17 protein-coding genes are annotated in these 19,584 nt (G+C 60.1%); 4 read left to right on the top strand and 13 right to left on the bottom strand.

Translation table 11 applies throughout. The features are described from left to right. Positions 1 to 4 precede the first annotated feature (4 nt). From K419_RS0113495 to K419_RS0113475, 5 genes are all read right to left on the bottom strand, one after another. On the bottom strand, positions 5 to 1,246 hold the full coding sequence (locus K419_RS0113495; RefSeq protein ID WP_026842065.1) for a (Fe-S)-binding protein: 1,242 nt from the start codon (positions 1,244 to 1,246) through the stop codon (positions 5 to 7). A 60-nt stretch (positions 1,247 to 1,306) separates the two neighbouring features. After that, complete coding sequence (locus K419_RS0113490) at positions 1,307 to 2,695, bottom strand: FAD-binding oxidoreductase (protein WP_026842064.1); 1,389 nt, start codon at positions 2,693 to 2,695, stop codon at positions 1,307 to 1,309. A 57-nt stretch (positions 2,696 to 2,752) separates the two neighbouring features. Then, positions 2,753 to 3,442, bottom strand: coding sequence for an LrgB family protein (locus K419_RS0113485; RefSeq protein WP_026842063.1), 690 nt, complete (start codon positions 3,440 to 3,442; stop codon positions 2,753 to 2,755). Beyond that, on the bottom strand, positions 3,439 to 3,804 hold the full coding sequence (locus tag K419_RS0113480; protein ID WP_026842062.1) for a CidA/LrgA family protein: 366 nt from the start codon (positions 3,802 to 3,804) through the stop codon (positions 3,439 to 3,441). Before K419_RS0113480 ends, K419_RS0113485 begins: the two co-directional genes overlap by 4 nt. A 136-nt stretch (positions 3,805 to 3,940) precedes the next feature. Then, positions 3,941 to 5,890 (bottom strand): L-lactate permease, encoded by a 1,950-nt coding sequence (locus K419_RS0113475; RefSeq protein WP_026842061.1) that lies wholly within the window; start codon positions 5,888 to 5,890, stop codon positions 3,941 to 3,943. Positions 5,891 to 6,322: 432 nt separating this feature from the next. Here K419_RS0113475 and K419_RS0113470 point away from each other — a divergent pair, with 432 nt between their 5' ends. Further along, positions 6,323 to 6,874: a lactate utilization protein gene (locus K419_RS0113470; protein WP_026842060.1), complete on the top strand. Its 552-nt coding sequence runs from the start codon at positions 6,323 to 6,325 to the stop codon at positions 6,872 to 6,874. Further along, on the top strand, positions 6,871 to 9,006 hold the full coding sequence (gene ldhH, locus K419_RS0113465; protein ID WP_026842059.1) for an L-lactate dehydrogenase (quinone) large subunit LdhH: 2,136 nt from the start codon (positions 6,871 to 6,873) through the stop codon (positions 9,004 to 9,006). Before K419_RS0113470 ends, ldhH begins: the two co-directional genes overlap by 4 nt. Before the next feature lie 90 nt (positions 9,007 to 9,096). Here ldhH and K419_RS0113460 read toward each other — a convergent pair whose 3' ends face one another. Next, on the bottom strand, positions 9,097 to 9,324 hold the full coding sequence (locus K419_RS0113460; RefSeq protein WP_012531340.1) for a hypothetical protein: 228 nt from the start codon (positions 9,322 to 9,324) through the stop codon (positions 9,097 to 9,099). A 364-nt stretch (positions 9,325 to 9,688) separates the two neighbouring features. Then, complete coding sequence (locus K419_RS0113455; protein WP_084154229.1) at positions 9,689 to 10,294, bottom strand: YceI family protein; 606 nt, start codon at positions 10,292 to 10,294, stop codon at positions 9,689 to 9,691. 280 nt (positions 10,295 to 10,574) lie between these two features. On the opposite strand from K419_RS0113455, the gene K419_RS0113450 reads away from it, so the two are divergent. Further along, complete coding sequence (locus tag K419_RS0113450) at positions 10,575 to 11,054, top strand: ferritin-like domain-containing protein (protein WP_026842057.1); 480 nt, start codon at positions 10,575 to 10,577, stop codon at positions 11,052 to 11,054. 22 nt (positions 11,055 to 11,076) lie between these two features. On the opposite strand, the gene K419_RS0113445 is transcribed toward K419_RS0113450, so the two are convergent. The 5 genes from K419_RS0113445 to K419_RS0113425 form a co-directional block, all read right to left on the bottom strand. Continuing rightward, positions 11,077 to 11,340 carry a GSU3473 family protein gene (locus K419_RS0113445; RefSeq protein WP_026842056.1) on the bottom strand — a complete coding sequence of 88 codons (264 nt, stop codon included), beginning with the start codon at positions 11,338 to 11,340 and terminating at the stop codon, positions 11,077 to 11,079. 238 nt (positions 11,341 to 11,578) lie between these two features. Further along, positions 11,579 to 13,486 carry a biosynthetic arginine decarboxylase gene (gene speA / locus K419_RS0113440; protein WP_012531344.1) on the bottom strand — a complete coding sequence of 636 codons (1,908 nt, stop codon included), beginning with the start codon at positions 13,484 to 13,486 and terminating at the stop codon, positions 11,579 to 11,581. A gap of 44 nt (positions 13,487 to 13,530) precedes the next feature. Further along, positions 13,531 to 14,661 (bottom strand): carboxynorspermidine decarboxylase, encoded by a 1,131-nt coding sequence (gene nspC, locus K419_RS0113435; RefSeq protein ID WP_404813199.1) that lies wholly within the window; start codon positions 14,659 to 14,661, stop codon positions 13,531 to 13,533. 20 nt (positions 14,662 to 14,681) lie between these two features. Beyond that, a complete protein-coding gene (locus K419_RS0113430) occupies positions 14,682 to 15,881 on the bottom strand; it encodes a saccharopine dehydrogenase family protein (protein ID WP_026842054.1) in 1,200 nt (399 codons plus the stop codon). Positions 15,882 to 15,900: 19 nt separating this feature from the next. Next, complete coding sequence (locus K419_RS0113425; RefSeq protein ID WP_012531347.1) at positions 15,901 to 16,446, bottom strand: helix-turn-helix domain-containing protein; 546 nt, start codon at positions 16,444 to 16,446, stop codon at positions 15,901 to 15,903. Between the two features lie 429 nt (positions 16,447 to 16,875). Between K419_RS0113425 and K419_RS0113420 the strand changes: the two genes are divergently transcribed. Further along, the gene (locus tag K419_RS0113420; RefSeq protein ID WP_026842053.1) at positions 16,876 to 17,748 is read left to right on the top strand and encodes a bifunctional 5,10-methylenetetrahydrofolate dehydrogenase/5,10-methenyltetrahydrofolate cyclohydrolase; all 873 of its coding nucleotides are present in this window, start codon (positions 16,876 to 16,878) and stop codon (positions 17,746 to 17,748) included. A 193-nt stretch (positions 17,749 to 17,941) separates the two neighbouring features. Here the strand turns inward: K419_RS0113420 and K419_RS0113415 are convergent, their stop codons facing one another. Then, complete coding sequence (locus tag K419_RS0113415) at positions 17,942 to 19,273, bottom strand: anaerobic C4-dicarboxylate transporter (RefSeq protein ID WP_026842052.1); 1,332 nt, start codon at positions 19,271 to 19,273, stop codon at positions 17,942 to 17,944. Between the last annotated feature and the right edge of the window lie 311 nt (positions 19,274 to 19,584).

Genomic DNA, 19,584 nt, shown 5'->3' with positions numbered 1-19,584 from the left:
ACCCTCACGCATTCATGCTCATCTGAAGCAGTTCGGTGAGATGAATCACCCTTACCTGAGGCTCGGCCTCCGAGAGCGCCTTCTTGAGCTGCAAGAGGCAACCCGGGTTGCTGGTCACGAGGTATTCGGCCCCAGTCTTCTGCACGTTTTGCACCTTGCGCGACAGCACCCGGTCCGCCATCTCCGGCTTCTCGATGTTGTAGGTACCCGCCGACCCGCAGCAGGCATCCGCCTCGGGGAGTTCGCGGAAGTCGATTCCGGGTATCAGCTTGATCAGCGCCCGGGGCTGGCTGCGGATCCCCTGGCAGTGGGCGATGTGGCAGGGGTCGTGGTAGGTGACCTTGAGCGGCAGGGGTCTCAATTTTGCAGCCAAAGCCTCCGATTCGGCGAAGAGCACCTCGGAGATGTCGCGCACGCTGGCGCTGAAATCCACCGCTTTGCGCTCGCCGTCCAGGTGCTGGCCGTACTTCTTCAGCTCGGCCCCGCAGCCGCCGCAGTCGGTGACCACGAAGTCGAGGTCGAAGGAGTCGAAGAGGTCGGTGTTGAAGCTAGCCGCCTCCTTGAGCCCGTCCAGATCGTGCCCCAGCATGTTAGGAGCGCCGCAGCACTTCTGCGCCTTGGGTGTCACCACCCGGTACCCCAAAGTCGAGAGCAGTTGCACCGTGGCAAGGCTCGCCTCGCTGAAGATGAGGCTCATGACGCAGCCGAGGAAAAAGCCCGCGGTCCCCTTCTCTTTTCCAGCCGCCGGCGTCACCTCGCTGATGGTCTGGCGCAGCGGCGCGTCGGGGAGCTTAGGCAAAAGCCCTTTCATGCGTCCCAGCGCCTCAGGGAACAGTTTCAAGAGCCCCAGCGAGCGGACCACCTGCTGCAGGCCGGTTTTCTGGTAGAGCCGAAGCGGCGCCGTAGCGGCCTCCAGGCGGTCCGGGTGCGGCACCAGCTTTCTCAGGACCAGGTCCTCCATCATGGAGAGCCCCTTCTCCTTCTTGCTCTCGCAGCGGAACTCGGCCACCAGTTCGCCTGCGTTGACGCCGCAGGGGCAGGCGGAGGCGCAGGCCTGGCAGTCGAGGCAGAGCGAGACGTACTCCAGGAACTTCTCGCTTTCCACCAGCTCCCCTTCCTGGAGCTTGCGCACCAGCGCCACGCGTCCGCGCGGCGAGGCGGTTTCCAGGAAGGTCTCCTTATAGGTCGGGCAGTGCGGCAGGCACATGCCGCAGCGCATGCAGTTGATCAGCTTGACGTAATCCATGGTGCATCCTCTTGTTGAAGAAACGGCGTCGGACAGGTCAGACGGGTCAGACGGGTCGGACTAGTCCGAAGTCAGACTAAAGATTTTCCCAGGGTTCAGTATCCCCTTGGGATCGAGCGCGCCCTTGATGCCGCGCATAACGCGCAGACCCGACTCTCCCACCAGCTTAGGTAGGTACTTCTTCTTGGCCACCCCTACCCCGTGCTCGCCGGTGATGGTCCCCCCCATGGCTATGGTGGCCTCGAAGATCTCGCCGAACGCCTGGTGGGCGCGGGCGATCTCGTCGGAGTTCCTCTCGTCGGTGAGGCAGGTGGGGTGGAGGTTGCCGTCGCCGGCATGGCCGAAGGTGCCGATCAAGAGGTCGTACTTCCTGGCCGTGTCCTGGATCAGCTTCACCATGGGCGCTATGCAGCTTCTGGGGACTGTTGCGTCCTCCAAGATGGTGGTGGGCCTCATGCGGGCCAAGGCCGAGAGGGCCACCCGGCGCGCCGTGGCGAGCTTCAGCGCCTCTTCGGGACCCGCGGCGGTCTGGAAGAAGGAGCAGTGGTGCCGCTCGCAGATCTGTCTGATGCCGGCGGCGTCCTCCTCCACCTGGGCGGGGTGGCCGTCCACCTCGATGAGGAGCACCGCGTCGACGTCGAGCGGCAGTCCCACGTGGGCGTAATCCTCTACGCACTTGATGGTGACCCGGTCCAGGAATTCCAAGGTGGCCGGGATGATGCGCGCGGCGATGATGTGCGAGACGGTGAGGGCGGCCTGCTCCAGCTGCGGGAAGTGCACCAGCATGGTCTTCTTGGCCACGGGCTTCGGGATCAGCTTCACGGTGATCTCCGTGAAGATGCCTAGTGTCCCCTCGGAGGAGACGAGGAGCTGGTTCAGGTTGTAGCCCGCCACGTCCTTCACCACCTTGCCGCCGGTCTTCAACAGGTCGCCGTCGGCGAGGACCGTCTTAAGCCCCATCACGTAGTCGTCGGTAACGCCGTACTTGAGACCGCGCAACCCCCCGGAGTTCTCGGCCACGTTCCCCCCCATGGTGGAGATGTTCATGCTCCCCGGGTCGGGTGGGTAGAAAAGCCCCTTCGCCTCCACCTCGCGGTGCAGCGCCGAGGTGATCACGCCGGTCTCCACGGTAGCCGTCAGGTTCTCCTCATCGATCTCCAGGATCCGGTTCAGGCGGCTGGTCTGCAGCACCACCCCGGCATCGAAGGAGATGGAGCCGCCGGAAAGGTTGGTGCCGGAACCGCGGGGGGTGACCCGCACGCCTGCCTCGTGGCAAAGCGCCATGACCTTCGAAATCTCCTCCGCGCTCCCCGGGAGCAGCACAGCACCCGGCCTGCTCTGCAGTTCGGGGGTGGAATCGTATCCGTAGCAGGCGAGCGATTCGGGATCGATCAGGGTATTCGGTGCTCCGACGATTCCGGCCAGCGCCTTTATGAAACTGTTTTCCATGGCATCTGTTCCTTTTTTGGCTTCTATGAAGTGTCGATGCTTTACGTCCCGCCCCCGCTAGCGCAGGAAAAGCGGGAGGTAATACGGTGCTATGAATGCGGTAAATACTGCGGCAAGCGCCATGGCAACGCCGCTCATGGCGCCTGCGGTCTCGCTCTCCATTAGCGCCACCGCGGTTCCCTGGCCGTGGGAAACGGTGCCGAGCGCGAGCCCCCGCGCCATCGGGTGCTTCACCCTGAGGAGCGAGAGCGCTCCGGGCCCGAGGATGGAACCGAGCATTCCGGTCGCCACTACGAAAGCGGCGGTAAGCGGGGCTTCCCCGCCGCATAGCCGCGAGATCTCCACGGCTATGGGGACGGTCACGGATTTCGGCCCCAGAGAGAGGAGCAGGGTGTCGCCCAAGGAGAAAAGCCTCCCCGCTACGAGCGCTGCGGCCATGGTGGTCAGTGAACCAGCGGCAACCCCTGCCAGAACTGTCGGAGCGTGCCGGCGCAAGAGCGACCGGTTGTGGTAGAGCGGCAGGGCGAGCGCCACCGTGGCGGGGCCGAGCAGGAAGGTCATCACCTCTTTGGCCGGCTGGTAGTCGTCCCAGGAGTACCCCGTGAGCTTCATGAGGGAGATGATGACGACGGTGCTCAGGAAGACCGGGTTCAGCAGCGGGTGCCGGTAAGCAAGGAAGATGCGGCGGGTCGCGAGATAAGCCCCAAGGGTCAGCAGGATAAGGGAGGCGCTCAAGAGCAGGTTCATCGTGACGATCTCCCCTGCAGCAGTTCCACCGAGATCCCGGTAGCCGCCACCCCCACCAGGGCGCTCACGGTGAGGACGAGGAGGAGGGCCGCGCCGCTTTGACGCATCAGATCCCCGAAGGTCATGAGTCCCACCGAGATCGGGATGAAGAAGAAGGCGAAGTGCTTGAGGAGGAAGCCGCCCCCCTCTTCGATGAGCGACGGCTTCACCGCGCCGCTCGCCAAAAGGAGGAACATGATCAGCATCCCTGCCACGTTGCCCGGGAGAGAGAGGTGCAGCAAGGCGACCAGAAAGGTCCCCAGCCGAAATACCAGCCACAGGAGCAGTACCTGCCAGGATATGTTGAATGCGGTTTTTGTCATGATCGCTACCAGCTTGCTGTTTTTCCCTCTGGCGGCAGGAGGCGGTGCCTAGCGGTTGCCCAGAAACGAACGGGGCGCGGAAACGGCGAGACGACCGCTTCCCCGGGAGGACGAGCCTCCCGGGGCGCGGGTTTCATCAGGGGATCATCCAGGGGAAGACGTAGGCCTGCAGCGCCACGATGATGCCCATGACCGTGGTCAGGAAAAGCGCGTGCTTAAGGGTGAAGCGGAACAGGTTCCCCTCCTCCCCTACCAGCCCGGTGGCAGCGCAGGCAACCGCGATGGACTGCGGCGAGATCATCTTGCCCATGACGCCGCCGCTGGTGTTGGCTGCGCCGGTCAGAAGCGGGTTCATGCCGAGCTGCTCGGCGGTCACCTTCTGCAGCCCGCCGAAGAGGACGTTGCTGGAGGTATCGGAGCCGGTCAGGAAGACCCCGAGCATCCCCAGGAAGGGAGAGAGGAACGGGAAGAACGCGCCCGCCTTGGTGAAGGACATCCCCATGCTGGTAGTCATGCCCGAAGCGTTCATGACGAAGGCGAGGCCGACCACGGAGGCGACGGTCACAGCCGGCCAGCGCATGTCGAACAGGGTCTTGCCCAGCACCTGGAAGAATGCGCCGATGCCGACGCCGCAGATAAGTGCCGAGATGATGGCGGCGATGAGGATGGCGGTACCGGCAGCGGACATGAAGTTGAAGGTGAACTTGGCGGCAATCTTGGCCGGGAGCTGGTCGGCTACCGCCTTATCCAGCGCTTTGAACTGCGCCTTGTCCACCAGCTTCGCCTCGACCAGTTCCTTCTCTATCTTCTGCAGGTCCTTCTGCTTCTTGTCGACCGCGTCGTAGGCGGCCAGGCGCTCGGCGGTAACCACGGGCTTTCCTGCCGGCAGGCTCTGCTCGACGACGAGGAGCTTGTCTTCCAGCCCCTGCAGTTCGGCAAGGCCAGCCGCAACTGCTGCCTGCTTGGCGTCGGCCGGCGCGAGGAGCGCCGCCTGCTTGGCAGCTTCGGCCTTGACCGCGGCGACCTTCTTGACGCCGTCTTCCGGCTTGGAGACCTTTTTCACGATGGCGTTGTCGAGGCCTGTAACCGGGATCACCACCTTGCTCTTATCCAGGGAGGTCTTAACAGAGGGGATGCCCCACACCAGCACCATGATGGTGAGGACCAGGTAGGGAGCCCAGGCGCGGAACATCTGACCGCCGGTGTATTCGTGGCTCTCCTTCCCGGAGAACTCGGGCTCGTGATCGAAGGTCCAGACGGTTTTGGGCTGCCAGAACTTGAGCAGGATGACGAGGGCGGCCAGGGTGAGAAGCGAGGCGGTAACGTCGGGAAGGTAGGGACCGAGGTAGCTGGCGGTGCCCCACTGGGCAAAGGCGAAGGTGACGCCGCAAACGATGATGGCGGGGAGGACTTCGATGGTCTTCTTCCAGCCCACCATGATCATGATGACGTAGAACGGTATGAACACGGAGATGAAGGGAAGCTGCCTCCCCACCATGGTGGAGAGCTTCATCAGGCCGCCGTCGTCGTAACCCATGACGCCTGCCAGCGCAACCACAGGAATGCCGATGGCGCCGAAGGCGACCGGCGCGGTGTTGGCGATGAGGCAGACCCCCGCGGCGTAGAAGGGACGGAAACCGAGGCCCACCAGGGTGGCGCCGGCGATGGCGACCGGGGTGCCGAAGCCCGCGGCCCCCTCGATGAAGGCGCCGAAGCAGAAGGCGATCAGAAGCGCCTGCAGTCGGCGGTCACCGGTGAGCCCAGCCAGGGAGGCGCGGATGATCTCGAACTGCCCCCCCTTCACGGTGATGTTGTAAAGGAGAATGGTGGTCACCACGATGTAAAAGACCGGGAAGAGACCGAAGGCCGCACCGTGGATGGTGGCGAGCCCGGCAAGTTTCGCCGGCATCTGCCAGACGAAGATCGCGATGGCGATGGCGGAGGCGACCGCCAAGGGGCCCGCCTTGTGCGCCTTCATCTTGAAGACGGCCAGACAGATGAAGATGACGACGAGGGGGATGGCGGCGACCAAAGCCGACATCGCGAGACTACCCGCTACAGGTGTGTAGCTCTGAATCCATGGCATGACTTGTGTTCTCCTTTGCTCTTGATGCAGTAATGTGGGGCGTCGGTGCCTTTTCGGTGCAGCTAAACCGTAAAACGGATCAATCGTCGTCTTGGGCCTGAGCCACCCGGCGCCTACCGGGCAGGAGAACAGGCCAATCAAACCGGGTTATACGTTTTGGTCAGGCCAATTAACCACCTTTTGAATACGGTGTCAAGTTTTTTTGCCTGCAACCACTAAACGGCTTTACATACGTGTGTTTTTAAACTACGATGCCTTAGCGATTTGGTAATATCTATTTTCCCGCATATGCGCCGAGAGACCCGAGAAGTGGGGCGCATGTGGGTCGAAACAGCCGGAACGTCACCGTTTAAAACAGCTTTCCTGCAGCTATGGCGGGCCGATCCCGCAGGCGGCGAAACCGGCGCGAGAGCTGGATGGAGGAACCAGAGCATGTACGAGCTATTCAAGACCAAGGCAACCGCCGTCGGGGCGGAGGTGCATCGGGTCGGCGGCAAGACAGAGGCGCTCGAGCTGATCGTCTCCTTGCTGAAGGGTGAGAACGTCACCGATCTTCCCGGCTGCCGAGCGGTATGGGCGGGAGGGACCTTTCTGAACGGGATCGACCCGGGGGCACTTAAGGAGCTGCCGGGACTTTCTTTCGAGGTGACCCGGGAGCGTGCGGCCCAGGCGAAGGTGGGAATCAGCGAGATGTCTTTCGCCGTCGCCGACACCGGCTCGCTGGTGCAGGATCAAAGCGCCGCCGCCGACCGGCTCGCCTCCTCGCTCACCGACATCCACATAGCCCTCGTCCCGAGCGCCAACATCGTCCCGGACAAGGTCTCCCTTTTCAGCAGGATCTCCCCCAGGACCAGCCGCTACATAGCATTCATCACCGGTCCCAGCCGCACCGCCGACATCGAGCGGGTCCTCACCATCGGGGTGCACGGCCCCCAGCGTCTGGTCATCATCTTCGTGGACGAGCTTGAGGGGGAGAGGGGATGAAAAAAGAGTTCAAAGCATCGATCAACCGGGCCCTCAACGACGCCAACCTGACCGGCGCGCTCGGCAAGTTTTCTGAAGCCTACAAGGTGAACCGCGCCAAGGCCTACGAGGGGATGGACTTCGAGGCGCTCCGCTCCACCGTCGCCGAGGCGAAGTCGAAGGCCGCCTGCCACCTGGACGAGGTAGCCGATGTCTTCAAGGCGAACGCCGAAGCACTCGGCGCCAAGGTGTTCCGCACCCGCGACCCCCAAGAGGTGAAACGCTACATCCTGCAACTGGCCAAGGATAAAGGGGTCAGGAGCGTGGTGAAGTCGAAGTCCATGGCGACGGAGGAGATCCACCTGAACCGTGCCCTGCAGGAGGAGGGAATCTCGGTCGCCGAGACCGACCTTGGCGAGTGGATCATCCAGCTCGCCGGCCAGACCCCTTCGCACATGGTCATGCCGGCCATCCACATGACCAAGGAGGAGGTGGCGGAGATCTTCAGCAAGGAGGTCGACGAGCGGCTTACCACCGACATCCCGAGGCTGGTGAAGGTGGCCCGCAACGAACTGCGTCCTAAGTTCCTGGCCGCGGACATGGGTATCTCCGGCGGCAACATCGCCGTTGCCGAGACCGGAAGCATCGTGCTCGTGACCAACGAGGGGAACGCGAGGCTCGTCACCTCCCTTCCCAAGATCCACGTAGCGCTGATCGGCGTCGAGAAGCTGGTGGAGAAGTTCGAGAGTGTCGCCCCCATCCTGGACGCGCTACCCAGGAGCGCCACGGCGCAGCTTCTCACCAGCTACGTCTCCATCATCACCGGCCCCACACCTAACGACGACGGGAGCCAAAAGGAGCTGCACATCATCCTGATGGACAACAGGCGCACCGAGATGGCGCAGGACCCAAAGTTCAAGCAGGCTCTGCAATGCATCCGCTGCGGCTCCTGCCTGAACGTCTGCCCGATCTTCCGGCTGGTGGGGGGGCACGTCTTCGGCAGCATCTACACCGGGGGGATCGGCACCATCCTCACCGCCTGGTTCGACGAGCTGAAGAAGTCCGAGGATATACAGGGGCTTTGCATCCAGTGCGGCAACTGCAAGGAGGTCTGCCCAGGGAAGCTCGACATACCCGAGATGATCATGGAGATCCGGCGCAGGCTGGTGCTGGAAAAGGGGCAGCCGCTGCTGCAGAAGGCGATCTTCGGCGTGGTGAACAACAGAAGGCTTTTCCACGGCATGCTGCGCGCCGCCTCCGTCGCCGCAAAGCCCTTCAGCTCCGCCGGGTTCATCCGCCACCTGCCGCTGTTTCTGGCCGACTTGACCGACGGACGCAGCCTCCCGGCCATCGCGGAGAAGCCGTTCAGGGACATCTTCCCTGAAATCGAGCAGCCGCAGGGAAAGGAAAAGGCCGTCTTCTACGCCGGCTGCCTGATCGACTTCGCCTACCCCGAGACTGGGGTCGCGCTGGTCAAGCTGCTGAATAAGGCGGGGATCGAGGTGGTCTTCCCCGAGGAGCAGACCTGCTGCGGAGCCCCCGCACTCTACAACGGGGCCTACGAGGTCGCGGCGCAAAACGCGATCGACAACATCGAGGTGCTCTTGCAGCACGAGGCGCAGTACGTGGTCTCCGCCTGCCCCACCTGCACCGTGGCGCTGGCGCACGAGTTCGGCAAGACCCTGGAAAGCCTGGGGCAGACCGAGTGGATGGAGAAGGCGCAGGAGCTGGCCGCGAAGACGGTGGATCTCTCGACGCTCGTGAAGCGGTTGACTGATGGAGGAAGGCTGAGCTTTGAGGAAGGGGAAAGGCTTCCGAAAATCACCTACCACGACTCCTGCCATCTCAAGCGGACGCTCAAGGTATCGGAAGAGCCGCGCGAACTGCTGAAAAAAGCGGGTTACCAGTTGGAGGAGATGTTCGAGTGCGACATGTGCTGCGGCATGGGGGGCTCCTACTCCATGAAGCTTCCCGAGATCTCGGCGCCGATACTCAAGCGGAAACTGCAGAACATCAAGGAAACCGGGGCGCCGGTAGTGGCCATGGACTGCCCGGGGTGCGTGATGCAGATCCGCGGCGGGTTCGACCAGCAGGGCGGAGGGGTGAAGGTGAAGCACACCGCCGAGCTTTTGGCGGAGCGGTTGAAAGGCTAGCTTGGCGGAAGATTACGCAATCTGGAAAAAGGAAAAGCCGCTCGAAAATTCGAGCGGCTTTTGCCGTTTTGCAGCAGCCTCCCTGCCCCTTTAAGCCTTCATCTTCGCTTCCTCGGGCTTGCCGAGGAGCGCCTTCAGCGCGCCGAATACCAGGAGCGCCGCCGGGACCATCTGCCCCGCTACGATGACGGCGGCAAATCCCATGAAGGCCCAGACAAGGATGCCAGGCTCGTCGACCTGCGCACCGTTTGCTGCAAAAGCCGTGGTCGCAGAAGCGGCCGTTGCAAGAATCGCGGTAATAGGTGCTCTCGCTCTCATGACATCCTCCTTTTTGGAATCAGTTCTTTAGTCTGCTTGACTCATGAAGAGCATCAAGCATGCCAGAGCTGCACGCGAGACGATTTTATCCTCAAGTTATTGAAATCACACCAATCACCCATTCGAGGCGCTCCTCCGGCCGCAGCCGATAGTATCTTTTTTTCATACACCTCGGACAGTCCAAGAGGCGTCCCACGTCCTGATAAAACTTCCAAGTCACTGTATTCATTAAGGCTACACCCGCACGCGTGGGTGTATAACTGCGTCATGCGCCTAAGTATCGGATCCTTTGCAGAAAAACAGCAGGGCCATCAGCCAGTTGAGAGTTGATGGCCCTGCCCTGCATTCAGCTTCATCCGGCGGGTCACTTAGCCAAGATCATTTCCACCTCGATACTGATATCGACGTCATCGCCGACCGCCACCCCACCAGCCTCAAGGGCCTTGTTCCAGACAACCCCAAACTCCTTCCTGCTGATCTTGGTGGTAGCTGAGGCGCCGCGCCGGATATTTCCCATCGGGTCCTTCACCTCCGCAGACGGTCCGTCGACCTCCAGCACGACAGGCCTGGTCACGCCATGCAGGGTCAGGTTGCCCGTCATCCTGAGCTTGCCGTCCCCTTTTTTATCGATCTTCGTCGAGGTAAAGGTCATGGTCGGGTACTTCTCGACGTCCAAGAAATCGGCGCTCTTTAGATGCGCGTCCCTCTTGGCAACACCCGAATCGAGCGAGGCTGTGTCGATGCTGGCAGCGACGTGCGATTTCAAGATGTCCTTGTCGTCCACCGTAACCACACCGGAAACCTTCCCGAAGCCTCCCTTAACGTGCGAAACCATCAGGTGGCGTACCTTGAACTGCGCGCTTGAGTGTTCCGGATCTATGTTCCAGGTCGATGCAATGGCAAAGGCCGGGACCGTGACGAGAAAAACCGCCGCGAAGATGGCAGCAAAACGCTTGATGGTTCTGTTCATACTATCCTCCCCTACTGCTTTATTGATTCATCGCCTTAGAAATCTGCGCCCCACTGCTTGAGAGCAAGGGCTTACTCTAAAAATACCATTTTGGTCTTATTTGTCTACCAGCTTTTTAGCCATTGCATAGTCAAAAGAGGCTCAGGCACCCTTCTCTTGACAAAGAGAGAAGCTGCCATGAGAATCCTCACATACAAAAGGGCGTCGACCCTTTGCTCCCCATACTCAGCAGGGTCGACAGCCTCAGAACATCAACCGGTTAAGTGCATGGAGGAACGCCATGAACGTTTTTGACTTTGCTATGAAGATCGAGCTGCAAGGGAAGGCGTATTACGAAACACTGGCCGAGTCGGCCCGGATTCCGGAGCTGAAAGGGATCTTCACCGGCCTGGCAGCCGACGAACAGAAGCATTACGACCTGTTCAAAAGTCTGAAGGAGGAAAAAGAGTGGGGAATGGCGGATTCGACCATGCTCCTGCAGGCAAGGAGCGTCTTCACCGATCTGATCGACAGGCCGGAGGCCCCGCGGGAGATGCAGGACGCGCTGGGCGCGTACCAGCTGGCGCTGAAGATGGAGGCTGAGAGCGTCAGGCTCTACGAACAAATGGCCAAGAAGGAGGAAGATCCGGTGCTGGTGCGGCTTTACCTCACACTGGCCAACGAAGAAAAAAGCCACTACAACATTCTGGACAACCTCTGCGAGCTCGCGAAGAGGCCCAACGAGTGCGTGCCGTGGCGGGAATCCAAGGGGAGCGAGTGATTCTCATTGCGATCAACTGAGCTCAGGCGTTCACAGCCCTTCTCTCGATTCCGGTATAGGGCTCGCTTCTCTTCTCTGCCTCGCCCATCATCTCTGCGTCGCTCCCGCTTCCTTGTTCCACCGCCCTGCTCTGGGTGGTGCGCTTGCGGATGGGGTCCACGCCAACATGCACCCACCCGGAACTGCGCCTGAACTTGGAAATGGCTCCGGTGTCAATCAACTTCTCCAGCATGAAGTCCTTCACGTAGTCATATTTCTCGTCGTCGTAAGCCACTTGAATGAGCATGGGTAACCTCCATAGTCAGTACCAAACGTAAAATATCAGCATATTCAGTGCCAGTGCGGTAAGTGCTGTCAGTGACAATCTTACCTAAAAAATTTATTCTCTCTACCGTTCATCTTGTAAAATTTTCCAACATAAGAAGTGTAAGAAATGCCGACACAGCCATATCCGGCAGACATAAAAAAAGGAGAGGCTTGTAGCTGCCTCTCCTTCATTCACGTCTGTGTCAGTAGCGGGGGATCTACTCCCCCAGATATGTGTATGACTGCAGCGTCTTATCCAGCAGTTCGAGGAAGTGGCTGCTCTCCTCGATGGAGACCTTCTGCAGCGAGACATCCTTCTCCAGGTTGTTGCGCACCCTCTTGAGAATCTCCTGGCTGTCGTACTGCACGTACTTGAGACTTTCCCAGGTGGCGTCGCCGGATATCACCGTGTCGATCTTGTAATTGGTCTTCTTGTTGAAGGTGATATGCACCGCGTTGGTGTCGCCGAAGAGGTTGTGCATGTCCCCCAGGATCTCCTGGTAGGCACCGATCAGGAAGAACCCGATGTAGTACTGCTCGTCCACCTTGATCTTGTGCAGCGGCAGCGCCTTGGTCCTGCCGTTCTCGCCGACGAAGCTGGTGATCTCGCCGTCTGAATCGCAGGTGATGTCGGCGATGGAGGTGAGCACGTCCGGCTTTTCGTCCAGCCGCTGGATCGGAACGATCGGGAAGAGCTGGTCGATGGCCCAGGAGTCCGGGATGGACTGGAAGAGCGAGAAGTTGGCGAAATAGGTCTGCCTAAGGCTCAGCTGGAAGTTCTGCAGCTCGTCCGGGATCGGCTTCATCTTTTCCACGATCGAGTTGATCTTCCTGATGATCTTGGAGCAGATCCATTCCGCGTTGGCGCGCTCCGCCATGTTAAGGTACCCCAGGTTGAACAGGCTCACCGACTCCTGGATCAGCTGGATGGTGTCGTGGTAGTCCTCGCGCAGCGAGTGCTTGTCGATGCTCTTGTAGATGTCGACCAGCTTTTTAACGGTCGGCGAGAGCTTCTCCGGCTCGGTCAGGATCGACTCGAAGTCCGGCATCAGCGTCTGGGTGTTGTTGTTCAGGACGTCGGTGACCAATACCGAGTAGTGGGCGACGGTGGCGCGCCCGGACTCGGAGATGATGTTCGGGCAAGGGACACCTGCGTCGTCGCAGATGTTCTTCACCTGGTAGATGACGTCGTTGGCGTACTCTTCGAGCGAGTAGTTGACGCTGGAGAAGTAGCTCGACTTGGAACCGTCGTAGTCGACCCCAAGCCCTCCGCCAATATCGAGGAATTCCAGGTTCACCCCGAGCTTCCTCATTTCGGCGTAGATCCTGGTCCCCTCGATGAGGGCGTTCTTGATCTTGTCGATCTTGGTGATCTGGCTCCCCACGTGGAAATGCAGGAGCTTCACGCTGTCGAGCATGTCGTTTTGCTTGAGCATGTCGATGGCGGCGATGAGTTCGGAGATACGCAGGCCGAACTTGGCGTCGTCGCCGCCGGAGGTGGACCACTTGCCGATCCCCTTGGAGGAGAGCTTCACCCGGATGCCGAGCTTCGGCACGATTCCGGTGCGCTTGGAGACCTCGACGATCTTCTCCAGCTCGAAGAGTTTCTCCACGACGATGGTGATGTCGTAACCGACACGGGTCGCGAAGAGCACCGTCTCGATGAATTCGGTGTCCTTGTAGCCGTTGCAGAGGATGGGTAGGTTGTTCCCGGTCGACATGGAGATCGCCGCCACCAGCTCCGGCTTGGAGCCGACCTCGAGGCCGATGTTGTACTTCTTGCCGAAGTTCGCGATCGCCTCCACCACCTGGCGCTGCTGGTTCACCTTGATGGGGTAGAAGGTCTGGTACTTGGCCGGGTAGTTGTTGTCGCTGATCGCGTTTTTGAACACCCGGCTGATGGAGGCGATGCGCCCCTCCAGGATGTTCATGAAGCGCAGGAGGATCGGGGGCTTGATCTTCCTCTTGATCAAGTCGTCAACCAGCACCTTGAGATCGATGGAGTACTTGGAGTTGGGGGACGGATGCACGCAGACGTTCCCCTTCTTGTTGATGGAGAAGAGCTCCGCGCCCCAGTTGTCGATGTTGTAGATCTTCGAGGAATCGTTGATAGTCCATTTGGCCATAATTCAGTTCACCGTGTGCTTCATGAAATGGGGATGTTGCGTCATCAGGACAGGCGGCTTTTGAAGTCCTGGTAGCCGAAGCTCCTTACGACTTTCAGCTCGCCGGTCTGCGGCTCAAAGGTGCAGATATGGGGATGTTGTATCCCATTAAAGGTTGTGGTCTTCACCATGGTGTAGTGCGACATGTCGAGAAAGGCGAGTTTCTCCCCCACGGCTAGCGGGTGGTCGAAGGACCAGTCGCCGATCACGTCGCCCGCGAGACACGAAGGTCCCCCCAGGCGGTAGTCGTGCGCCTTTTCCCCGGCATCGTACCCGCCCAGGATCTCGGGGCGGTAGGGCATCTCCAGGATGTCCGGCATGTGGCAGGTGGCCGAAACGTCGAGGACGGCGATGTCCACCTCGTTGTGCACCACGTCGAGCACCTCGAAGACCAGTATCCCGGTACCGATGGCTATCGCCTCGCCGGGCTCCAGGTAGACCTCCAGGTCGTACTTCTCCCTGAAGTAGCGCACCAGCTTGATGAGCGCGTCGACGTCGTACCCTTCCCGGGTGATGTGGTGCCCGCCTCCCAGGTTCAGCCACTTCATCCGCGGCAGGAACTCCCCGAACTGCTCCTCGAAGACGCGCGCGGTCCGCTCCAGCGGCTCGAAGAGCTGCTCGCAGAGCGTGTGGAAGTGAAGCCCCTCCACCCCCTGCAGCGATTTCCCGTCGAACTCGGAACGGAGGATACCCAGGCGCGACTTGGGCGCGGCAGGGTCGTAGATCGGCGTGTGCCCCTCGGAGTGCCCCGGGTTTACCCTGAGCCCTACCGAGACTTTCCCGGCGTACTGCTCCCAAAGCGGCCGGAAGCGCTCCAACTGGTTGAAGGAGTTGAAGACCAGGTGATTGGAAGTGGTGAGGAGCTCGGCCACGTCGCTTTCCTTGAAAGCGGCGGAAAAACTGTGCACCTCGCCGCCGAACTCCTCCATCCCCAGGCGCGCCTCCCAAGGGGAACTGGCGCAGACGCCATGGAGCGTTTTCGCGATGATCGGGAAGACGCTCCACATGGAAAACGCCTTGAGCGCGAGGAGGATCTTCGCCCCGCTTTTTTCCTGCACCTCGTTCAAGATAGCCAGGTTATGGCGCAGCCGCCCCAGGTCCACCACGTAGGATGGTGATGGGGCAAGCCTCGTCATTTCTTCCACATGCAGTTTGGTCACGTAAGTTCCGCCCACTCGCCGCCTTCAACTACCACGGTCGGCAGCCCCATCGAGCCCAGTTTTTCCAGGAACGGTTCCGGATCGAACTGCTCCATGTTGAAGACGCCCTCGCCGCGCCACTTGCCGGTCAGCATCATGATGGCGCCGACCACGGCGGGAACGCCGGTGGTGTAGCTGATCGCCTGCGATTTGACCTCGCGGTAGCACGCCTCGTGGTCGCAGATGTTGTAGATGTAGACCTGCTTCCTCTTGCCGTCCTTGATGCCGCGGGCGATGACGCCGATGCAGGTGCGCCCTTTAGTGAGCGGCCCCAGGCTGCCGGGATCAGGGAGTACAGCCTTCAAAAACTGCAGCGGCACGATCTTCTGGCCGTTGAACTCGACCTCGTCGATGCGGGTCATGCCGACGTTCTGCAGCACTTCGAGGTGCTTCAGGTAGTTGTCCGAGAAGGTCATCCAGAACTGCGCCTTCTTGATGGTCGGGATGTGCTTGACCAGCGACTCCATCTCCTCGTGGTACATGCGGTAGATGTTCATAGGCCCGATGCCTTCCGGGAAATCGAAGCTCTGCTTGGTGGCAAGCGGCGCGGTCTCCACCCACTGGCCGTTTTCCCAGTGGCGGCAGGGAGCGGTGACCTCGCGGATGTTGATCTCCGGGTTGAAGTTGGTGGCGAAGGGCTGGCCGTGGTTGCCGGCGTTCGCGTCGATGATGTCGATCTCGTGCACCTCGTCCAGGTAGTTCTTGGCGGCGAGGGCGGTGTAGACGTTGGTGACGCCCGGGTCGAAGCCCGAGCCAAGAAGCGCCATAAGCCCCTTCTCCTTGAAGCGCTCCTGATAGGCCCACTGCCAGCTGTACTCGAACTTCGCGGTGTCCAGCGGCTCGTAGTTGGCCGTGTCGAGATAATCGACGCCGGTCGCGAGGCAAGCGTCCATGATGGTCAGATCCTGGTAGGGAAGCGCCACGTTGATCACCAGCGTCGGCTTTTCGCGCTCGATCAGCTCTATCAATTCCGGGACGTTGTCGGCGTTAACCTGCGCGGTGGCGACCGGGAACTCGATCTGCTCCGCGATGGCGCGGCATTTCGACTCCGTGCGCGATGCCAGCGTGATGGCCGTGATCTCACCAGTGGCCTGAGCGCACTTGTGCGCCACAACCCCGCCTACACCACCTGCCCCGATAATCAGTACTTTGCTCATTTCACGTACTCTCCTCTTATCAATAGTAAAACGTCGGCGGCGTCACTACCCAGAGAAGCTTCGCCGCGCTTTTTCCTACATTCTTCACCGCGTGCTTGCGGTCGGAAGCGAAATAAAAACACTCACCCTTGTCCACCGTGTACAGCTTGTCGTCCAGCCTGAGCTGCACCTTCCCGGAGATCACGTAGCCGAACTCCTCGCCTTCGTGGATCGGCTGTTCGTCCATCTCGCCGCCGGGGTCCAGCGTAACCAGCACCGGGTCCATATCCCGGTTCTGCGCGCCCGGCACCAGGAGCTCCACCTTGACGCTGTCGCCGTCATCGGTAGCCTGAACCCGGGCTTCCTTGCCGAAAACGATGTCCTGGTCGGTCTCCTCGCTGAAGAACTCCTGCATGCTGATGCCGAAGACGTCGACGATGTCCTTCAGCGTCGCAATCGACGGCGAAGTGGCGTCGTTCTCCAGCTGCGAGATGAAACCTTTGGTAAGATCGGCGCGGCTGGCCAGTTCCTCCTGGGTAAGCGAGTTGACCATCCTGAGCCTCTTCAACCTCTCACCGATTTTCAAGAAATCCTCCCCGGTTTAGTATCAGTAAACCTTTTGTATTTCGGCACTCTATTGTTTTCCCGAAATTTTGTCAACGAAAAGTTTAGTATTGGTATACCTCCTGTTTATCAATTAAAAACTATTAATTCGCCAAACACATAAAATCAATGCAATTACGCCGACTTCCACTCCACGTCCTTTTTTATATCCTGCTACTAATAGACCCAATCCCCCTCCGAAAAGCGGTCAAAAGCGAGGGAAAGATCCCGCCGGCTTACCGTTGTTACCTGGTGTACCGGGCTGCCGAGATATTCCTGCCGGCATCGCGGATGCTGTATACCGCGCCAGGCTAAGTAGCTGTTGAGGCGTAGCTTTTTTTGTGATACAAATTTTCAGCATCGCCCTGGCAGTCCTTTTCCGGGCGTGCAAACCCAAAGCTAAGGAACCAGCATGAACCTTTTAGACGGTAAGAAATGCGCCGACAGCCTGATCGCGGGCATAGCGAAACAGGTCGCGCGCCACGTCGACTCCCGCCTCAGGAAACCGCACATGACGGTGGTCCTCGTCGGCAACCACGCCCCCAGCGAGTCGTACGTGAAATCGAAGGTCACCACCTGCACCCTTTCCGGCTTCGAGAGCAACCTGATCCGGCTTCCCGAGACCGTGACCGAGAAGGAGCTGCTCTGGATGATCCAACAGATCAACGCCGACGCCTCCACCGACGGGGTCATCGTCCAGCTCCCGCTCCCCAAGCAGATCAACGCCCAGCGGGTGATCAACGCGATAGCACCCGAGAAGGACATCGACGGCTTCCACCCCACCAACTTCGGGCGCATGGCGCTCGGGCAAAAGGCCTTCCGCCCGGCGACCGCCTACGGCATCTGCAAGCTGCTGCAGTTCTACCAGGTGCCGGTCGCGGGTAAGCACTGCGTGGTCATCGGACGCTCCAACATCGTCGGCAAGCCTATCTCCATAATGCTCTCCAACGACTTCGACATCGGCAACGCCACCGTCACACTGACCCATATCGAGACGCCGCGTGAGCTGCTGCTCGACGAGACCCGCCGTGCCGACATCGTCATCGTTGCCGTCGGCATCCCCGGCTTCGTCACGCCCGACATGGTCAAGGACGGGGTAACGCTTATAGACGTCGGCATCAACCGGCTGGAGAACGGCAAGTTGGTTGGAGACGTGGATTTTGCTGCCGTCGCGCCCAAGTGCGAGTGGATCACGCCGGTCCCTGGCGGCGTTGGGCGCATGACCGTCGCGGCGCTGATGATCAATACACTGATGGCCTACCAGAACAACTTCGAACTCGCTTAACGGCCGTTCTACGTTCTACGTTCAAAGTTCAAAGTCATCTTCCAGTTCTGAGTTGTAAGCTGTAGGTTCTACTTCACAGAAGTCCCACGCAAAAAGGGTCCCGGCATATTCCGCCAGGACCCTTTTCCCATTTCCGTTTATCTTTTAGCTTTTTTTATATCCCTTCCATCCCCTTCATCCCTGTGAAGCGGGTTTAGAGAAGGACTTGCGAGATGGCGTAGGCGACGACGGTCGAGACGCTGACGCCGATCAGCCCGGGAATCATGAAGCTGTGATTCAGTAGGTACTTCCCAATCCTGGTCGTGCCGGTGCGGTCCATGTTGATGGCGGCCAGGTCACTGGGGTAGAAGGCGAAGAAGAAGTAGGCGTAGCTTGCAGGCATCAGACCGAGCAGCAGCGGTACCGGAAGCCCGAGGGCGAGCCCCAGGGGAAGCGTGATGGCCAAGGTCGCCGCCTGGCTTTTGACGAAGGCGGAGATGCAGAAGGTGGCGATGGCGAAGGTCCAGGGAGCCATCTTCACCATGACGCCGATGTTGTCTACCAGGAACTTCTTGTTGGCGGTGATGAAGGTATCGCTCATCCAGGCGATCCCGAAGATGGAGACAACCGCGATCATACCGGCGGTGAAGACGCTGGAGTGGGCTATTTCCTTGGCCTTTACGTTGCCGCTGAACATGATGAAGGCGCCGAAGGCAAGCATGACGAACTGGACCACGGTGGTCATGGCGATTGGTTTGCCTTCAGCGGTCAAGGGGAGAATCCAGGGACAGCTGGCGATAAGGATGATGCTGCCCACGCCGGCGAAGAACAGGGCCACGGAAACCTTGGCGGTGGTGGAGATCTTCATGCCGAGTGTGGTCACTTCACCGTCAAGCCCCTTGCGGAATTCCGGATCCTCGAGACGGGCCTGGAACTCCGGGTCCTTGTCGAGGTCCTTGCCGCGATTGAAGCTCCAGGCGGCGGCTGCCAGCACGCCGATGATGCCGGCAGGCATGGTGACGGAGATGATGTCGATGAGGGTGACGGGGTGCCCCGCCTTGGCGGCGAAGCCGAGGAAGAAGGTGACGGCGGCAGCCACCGGGCTTGCAGTGATGCCCATCTGCGAGGCGACGCTGGAGATCGCCATCGGGCGCTCGGGGCGGATCTTCGTCTTCAGGGCCACGTCGGAGATGACCGGAAGCAGCGCGTACACGGCATGGCCGGTGCCGCAACATACGGTAAGGAAGAAGGTGGACAAAGGCGCGAGGATGGTGACGTACTTGGGATGGGCGCGCAAAAGCTTCTCGGTCAGTTGCACCAGGTAGTCCAGCCCCCCCGCCACCTGCAGGGTCGCCGACGCCGTCACCACCGCGAGGATGATAAGCATCACGGCTATCGGGGGCTCGGAAGGGACACTGCGGAACCCGAGCACCAGCACCGTGACGCCTAGCCCGCCGATTAACCCCAGGGCCACTCCGCCTCTGCGGATACCTATCAACACTGCTCCCAGCACTAGCACGAACTGGATCCAAAACATCGCTGCCATGACGACCTCCTCTTTCGGGGTTAGCTTTAGCGAGCGCCGCTGCGTCTCGCTTCATTTTCTAACCTTCCTAGAGCAGGCATGATGCCAAAACCCACGGTTCAACTAACTTACTGGTTTCCTGATGTTAATAGTCAAATCCGGCTTCCGTGGCACTAGGAACAGTTATAACCTTCAGTAATGGAATAAGAGCGCACCGGAGGCGAAAGGATGTGATTCCAGCAAGTTATCCATACCTATAACCGCGGATTATCATTATAACCACAGGTTATGGCAGTTAATTAGCCAGTAAAAGCGGCGAGGATCCATGGAAT

This window comes from Citrifermentans bremense R1 (genome assembly GCF_000426865.1).
In the GTDB taxonomy this organism is placed as follows: Bacteria; Desulfobacterota; Desulfuromonadia; order Geobacterales; family Geobacteraceae; genus Geomonas; species Geomonas bremensis.
This window is presented reverse-complemented; position numbering and strand designations above follow the sequence as displayed.

Excerpts from the sequence above, each read along its gene's own strand:
- K419_RS0113470 (WP_026842060.1), top strand. The coding sequence starts at position 6,323 with ATGTACGAGCTATTCAAGACCAAGGCAACCGCCGTCGGGGCGGAGGTG.
- K419_RS0113445 (WP_026842056.1), bottom strand. The coding sequence starts at position 11,340 with ATGCTCATTCAAGTGGCTTACGACGACGAGAAATATGACTACGTGAAG.
- K419_RS0113450 (WP_026842057.1), top strand. The coding sequence starts at position 10,575 with ATGAACGTTTTTGACTTTGCTATGAAGATCGAGCTGCAAGGGAAGGCG.
- K419_RS0113430 (WP_026842054.1), bottom strand. The coding sequence starts at position 15,881 with ATGAGCAAAGTACTGATTATCGGGGCAGGTGGTGTAGGCGGGGTTGTG.
- nspC (WP_404813199.1), bottom strand. The coding sequence starts at position 14,661 with ATGACGAGGCTTGCCCCATCACCATCCTACGTGGTGGACCTGGGGCGG.
- K419_RS0113485 (WP_026842063.1), bottom strand. The coding sequence starts at position 3,442 with ATGAACCTGCTCTTGAGCGCCTCCCTTATCCTGCTGACCCTTGGGGCT.
- K419_RS0113480 (WP_026842062.1), bottom strand. The coding sequence starts at position 3,804 with ATGACAAAAACCGCATTCAACATATCCTGGCAGGTACTGCTCCTGTGG.
- K419_RS0113455 (WP_084154229.1), bottom strand. The coding sequence starts at position 10,294 with ATGAACAGAACCATCAAGCGTTTTGCTGCCATCTTCGCGGCGGTTTTT.
- K419_RS0113460 (WP_012531340.1), bottom strand. The coding sequence starts at position 9,324 with ATGAGAGCGAGAGCACCTATTACCGCGATTCTTGCAACGGCCGCTTCT.
- K419_RS0113495 (WP_026842065.1), bottom strand. The coding sequence starts at position 1,246 with ATGGATTACGTCAAGCTGATCAACTGCATGCGCTGCGGCATGTGCCTG.
- K419_RS0113415 (WP_026842052.1), bottom strand. The coding sequence starts at position 19,273 with ATGGCAGCGATGTTTTGGATCCAGTTCGTGCTAGTGCTGGGAGCAGTG.
- K419_RS0113475 (WP_026842061.1), bottom strand. The coding sequence starts at position 5,890 with ATGCCATGGATTCAGAGCTACACACCTGTAGCGGGTAGTCTCGCGATG.
- speA (WP_012531344.1), bottom strand. The coding sequence starts at position 13,486 with ATGGCCAAATGGACTATCAACGATTCCTCGAAGATCTACAACATCGAC.
- ldhH (WP_026842059.1), top strand. The coding sequence starts at position 6,871 with ATGAAAAAAGAGTTCAAAGCATCGATCAACCGGGCCCTCAACGACGCC.
- K419_RS0113420 (WP_026842053.1), top strand. The coding sequence starts at position 16,876 with ATGAACCTTTTAGACGGTAAGAAATGCGCCGACAGCCTGATCGCGGGC.
- K419_RS0113490 (WP_026842064.1), bottom strand. The coding sequence starts at position 2,695 with ATGGAAAACAGTTTCATAAAGGCGCTGGCCGGAATCGTCGGAGCACCG.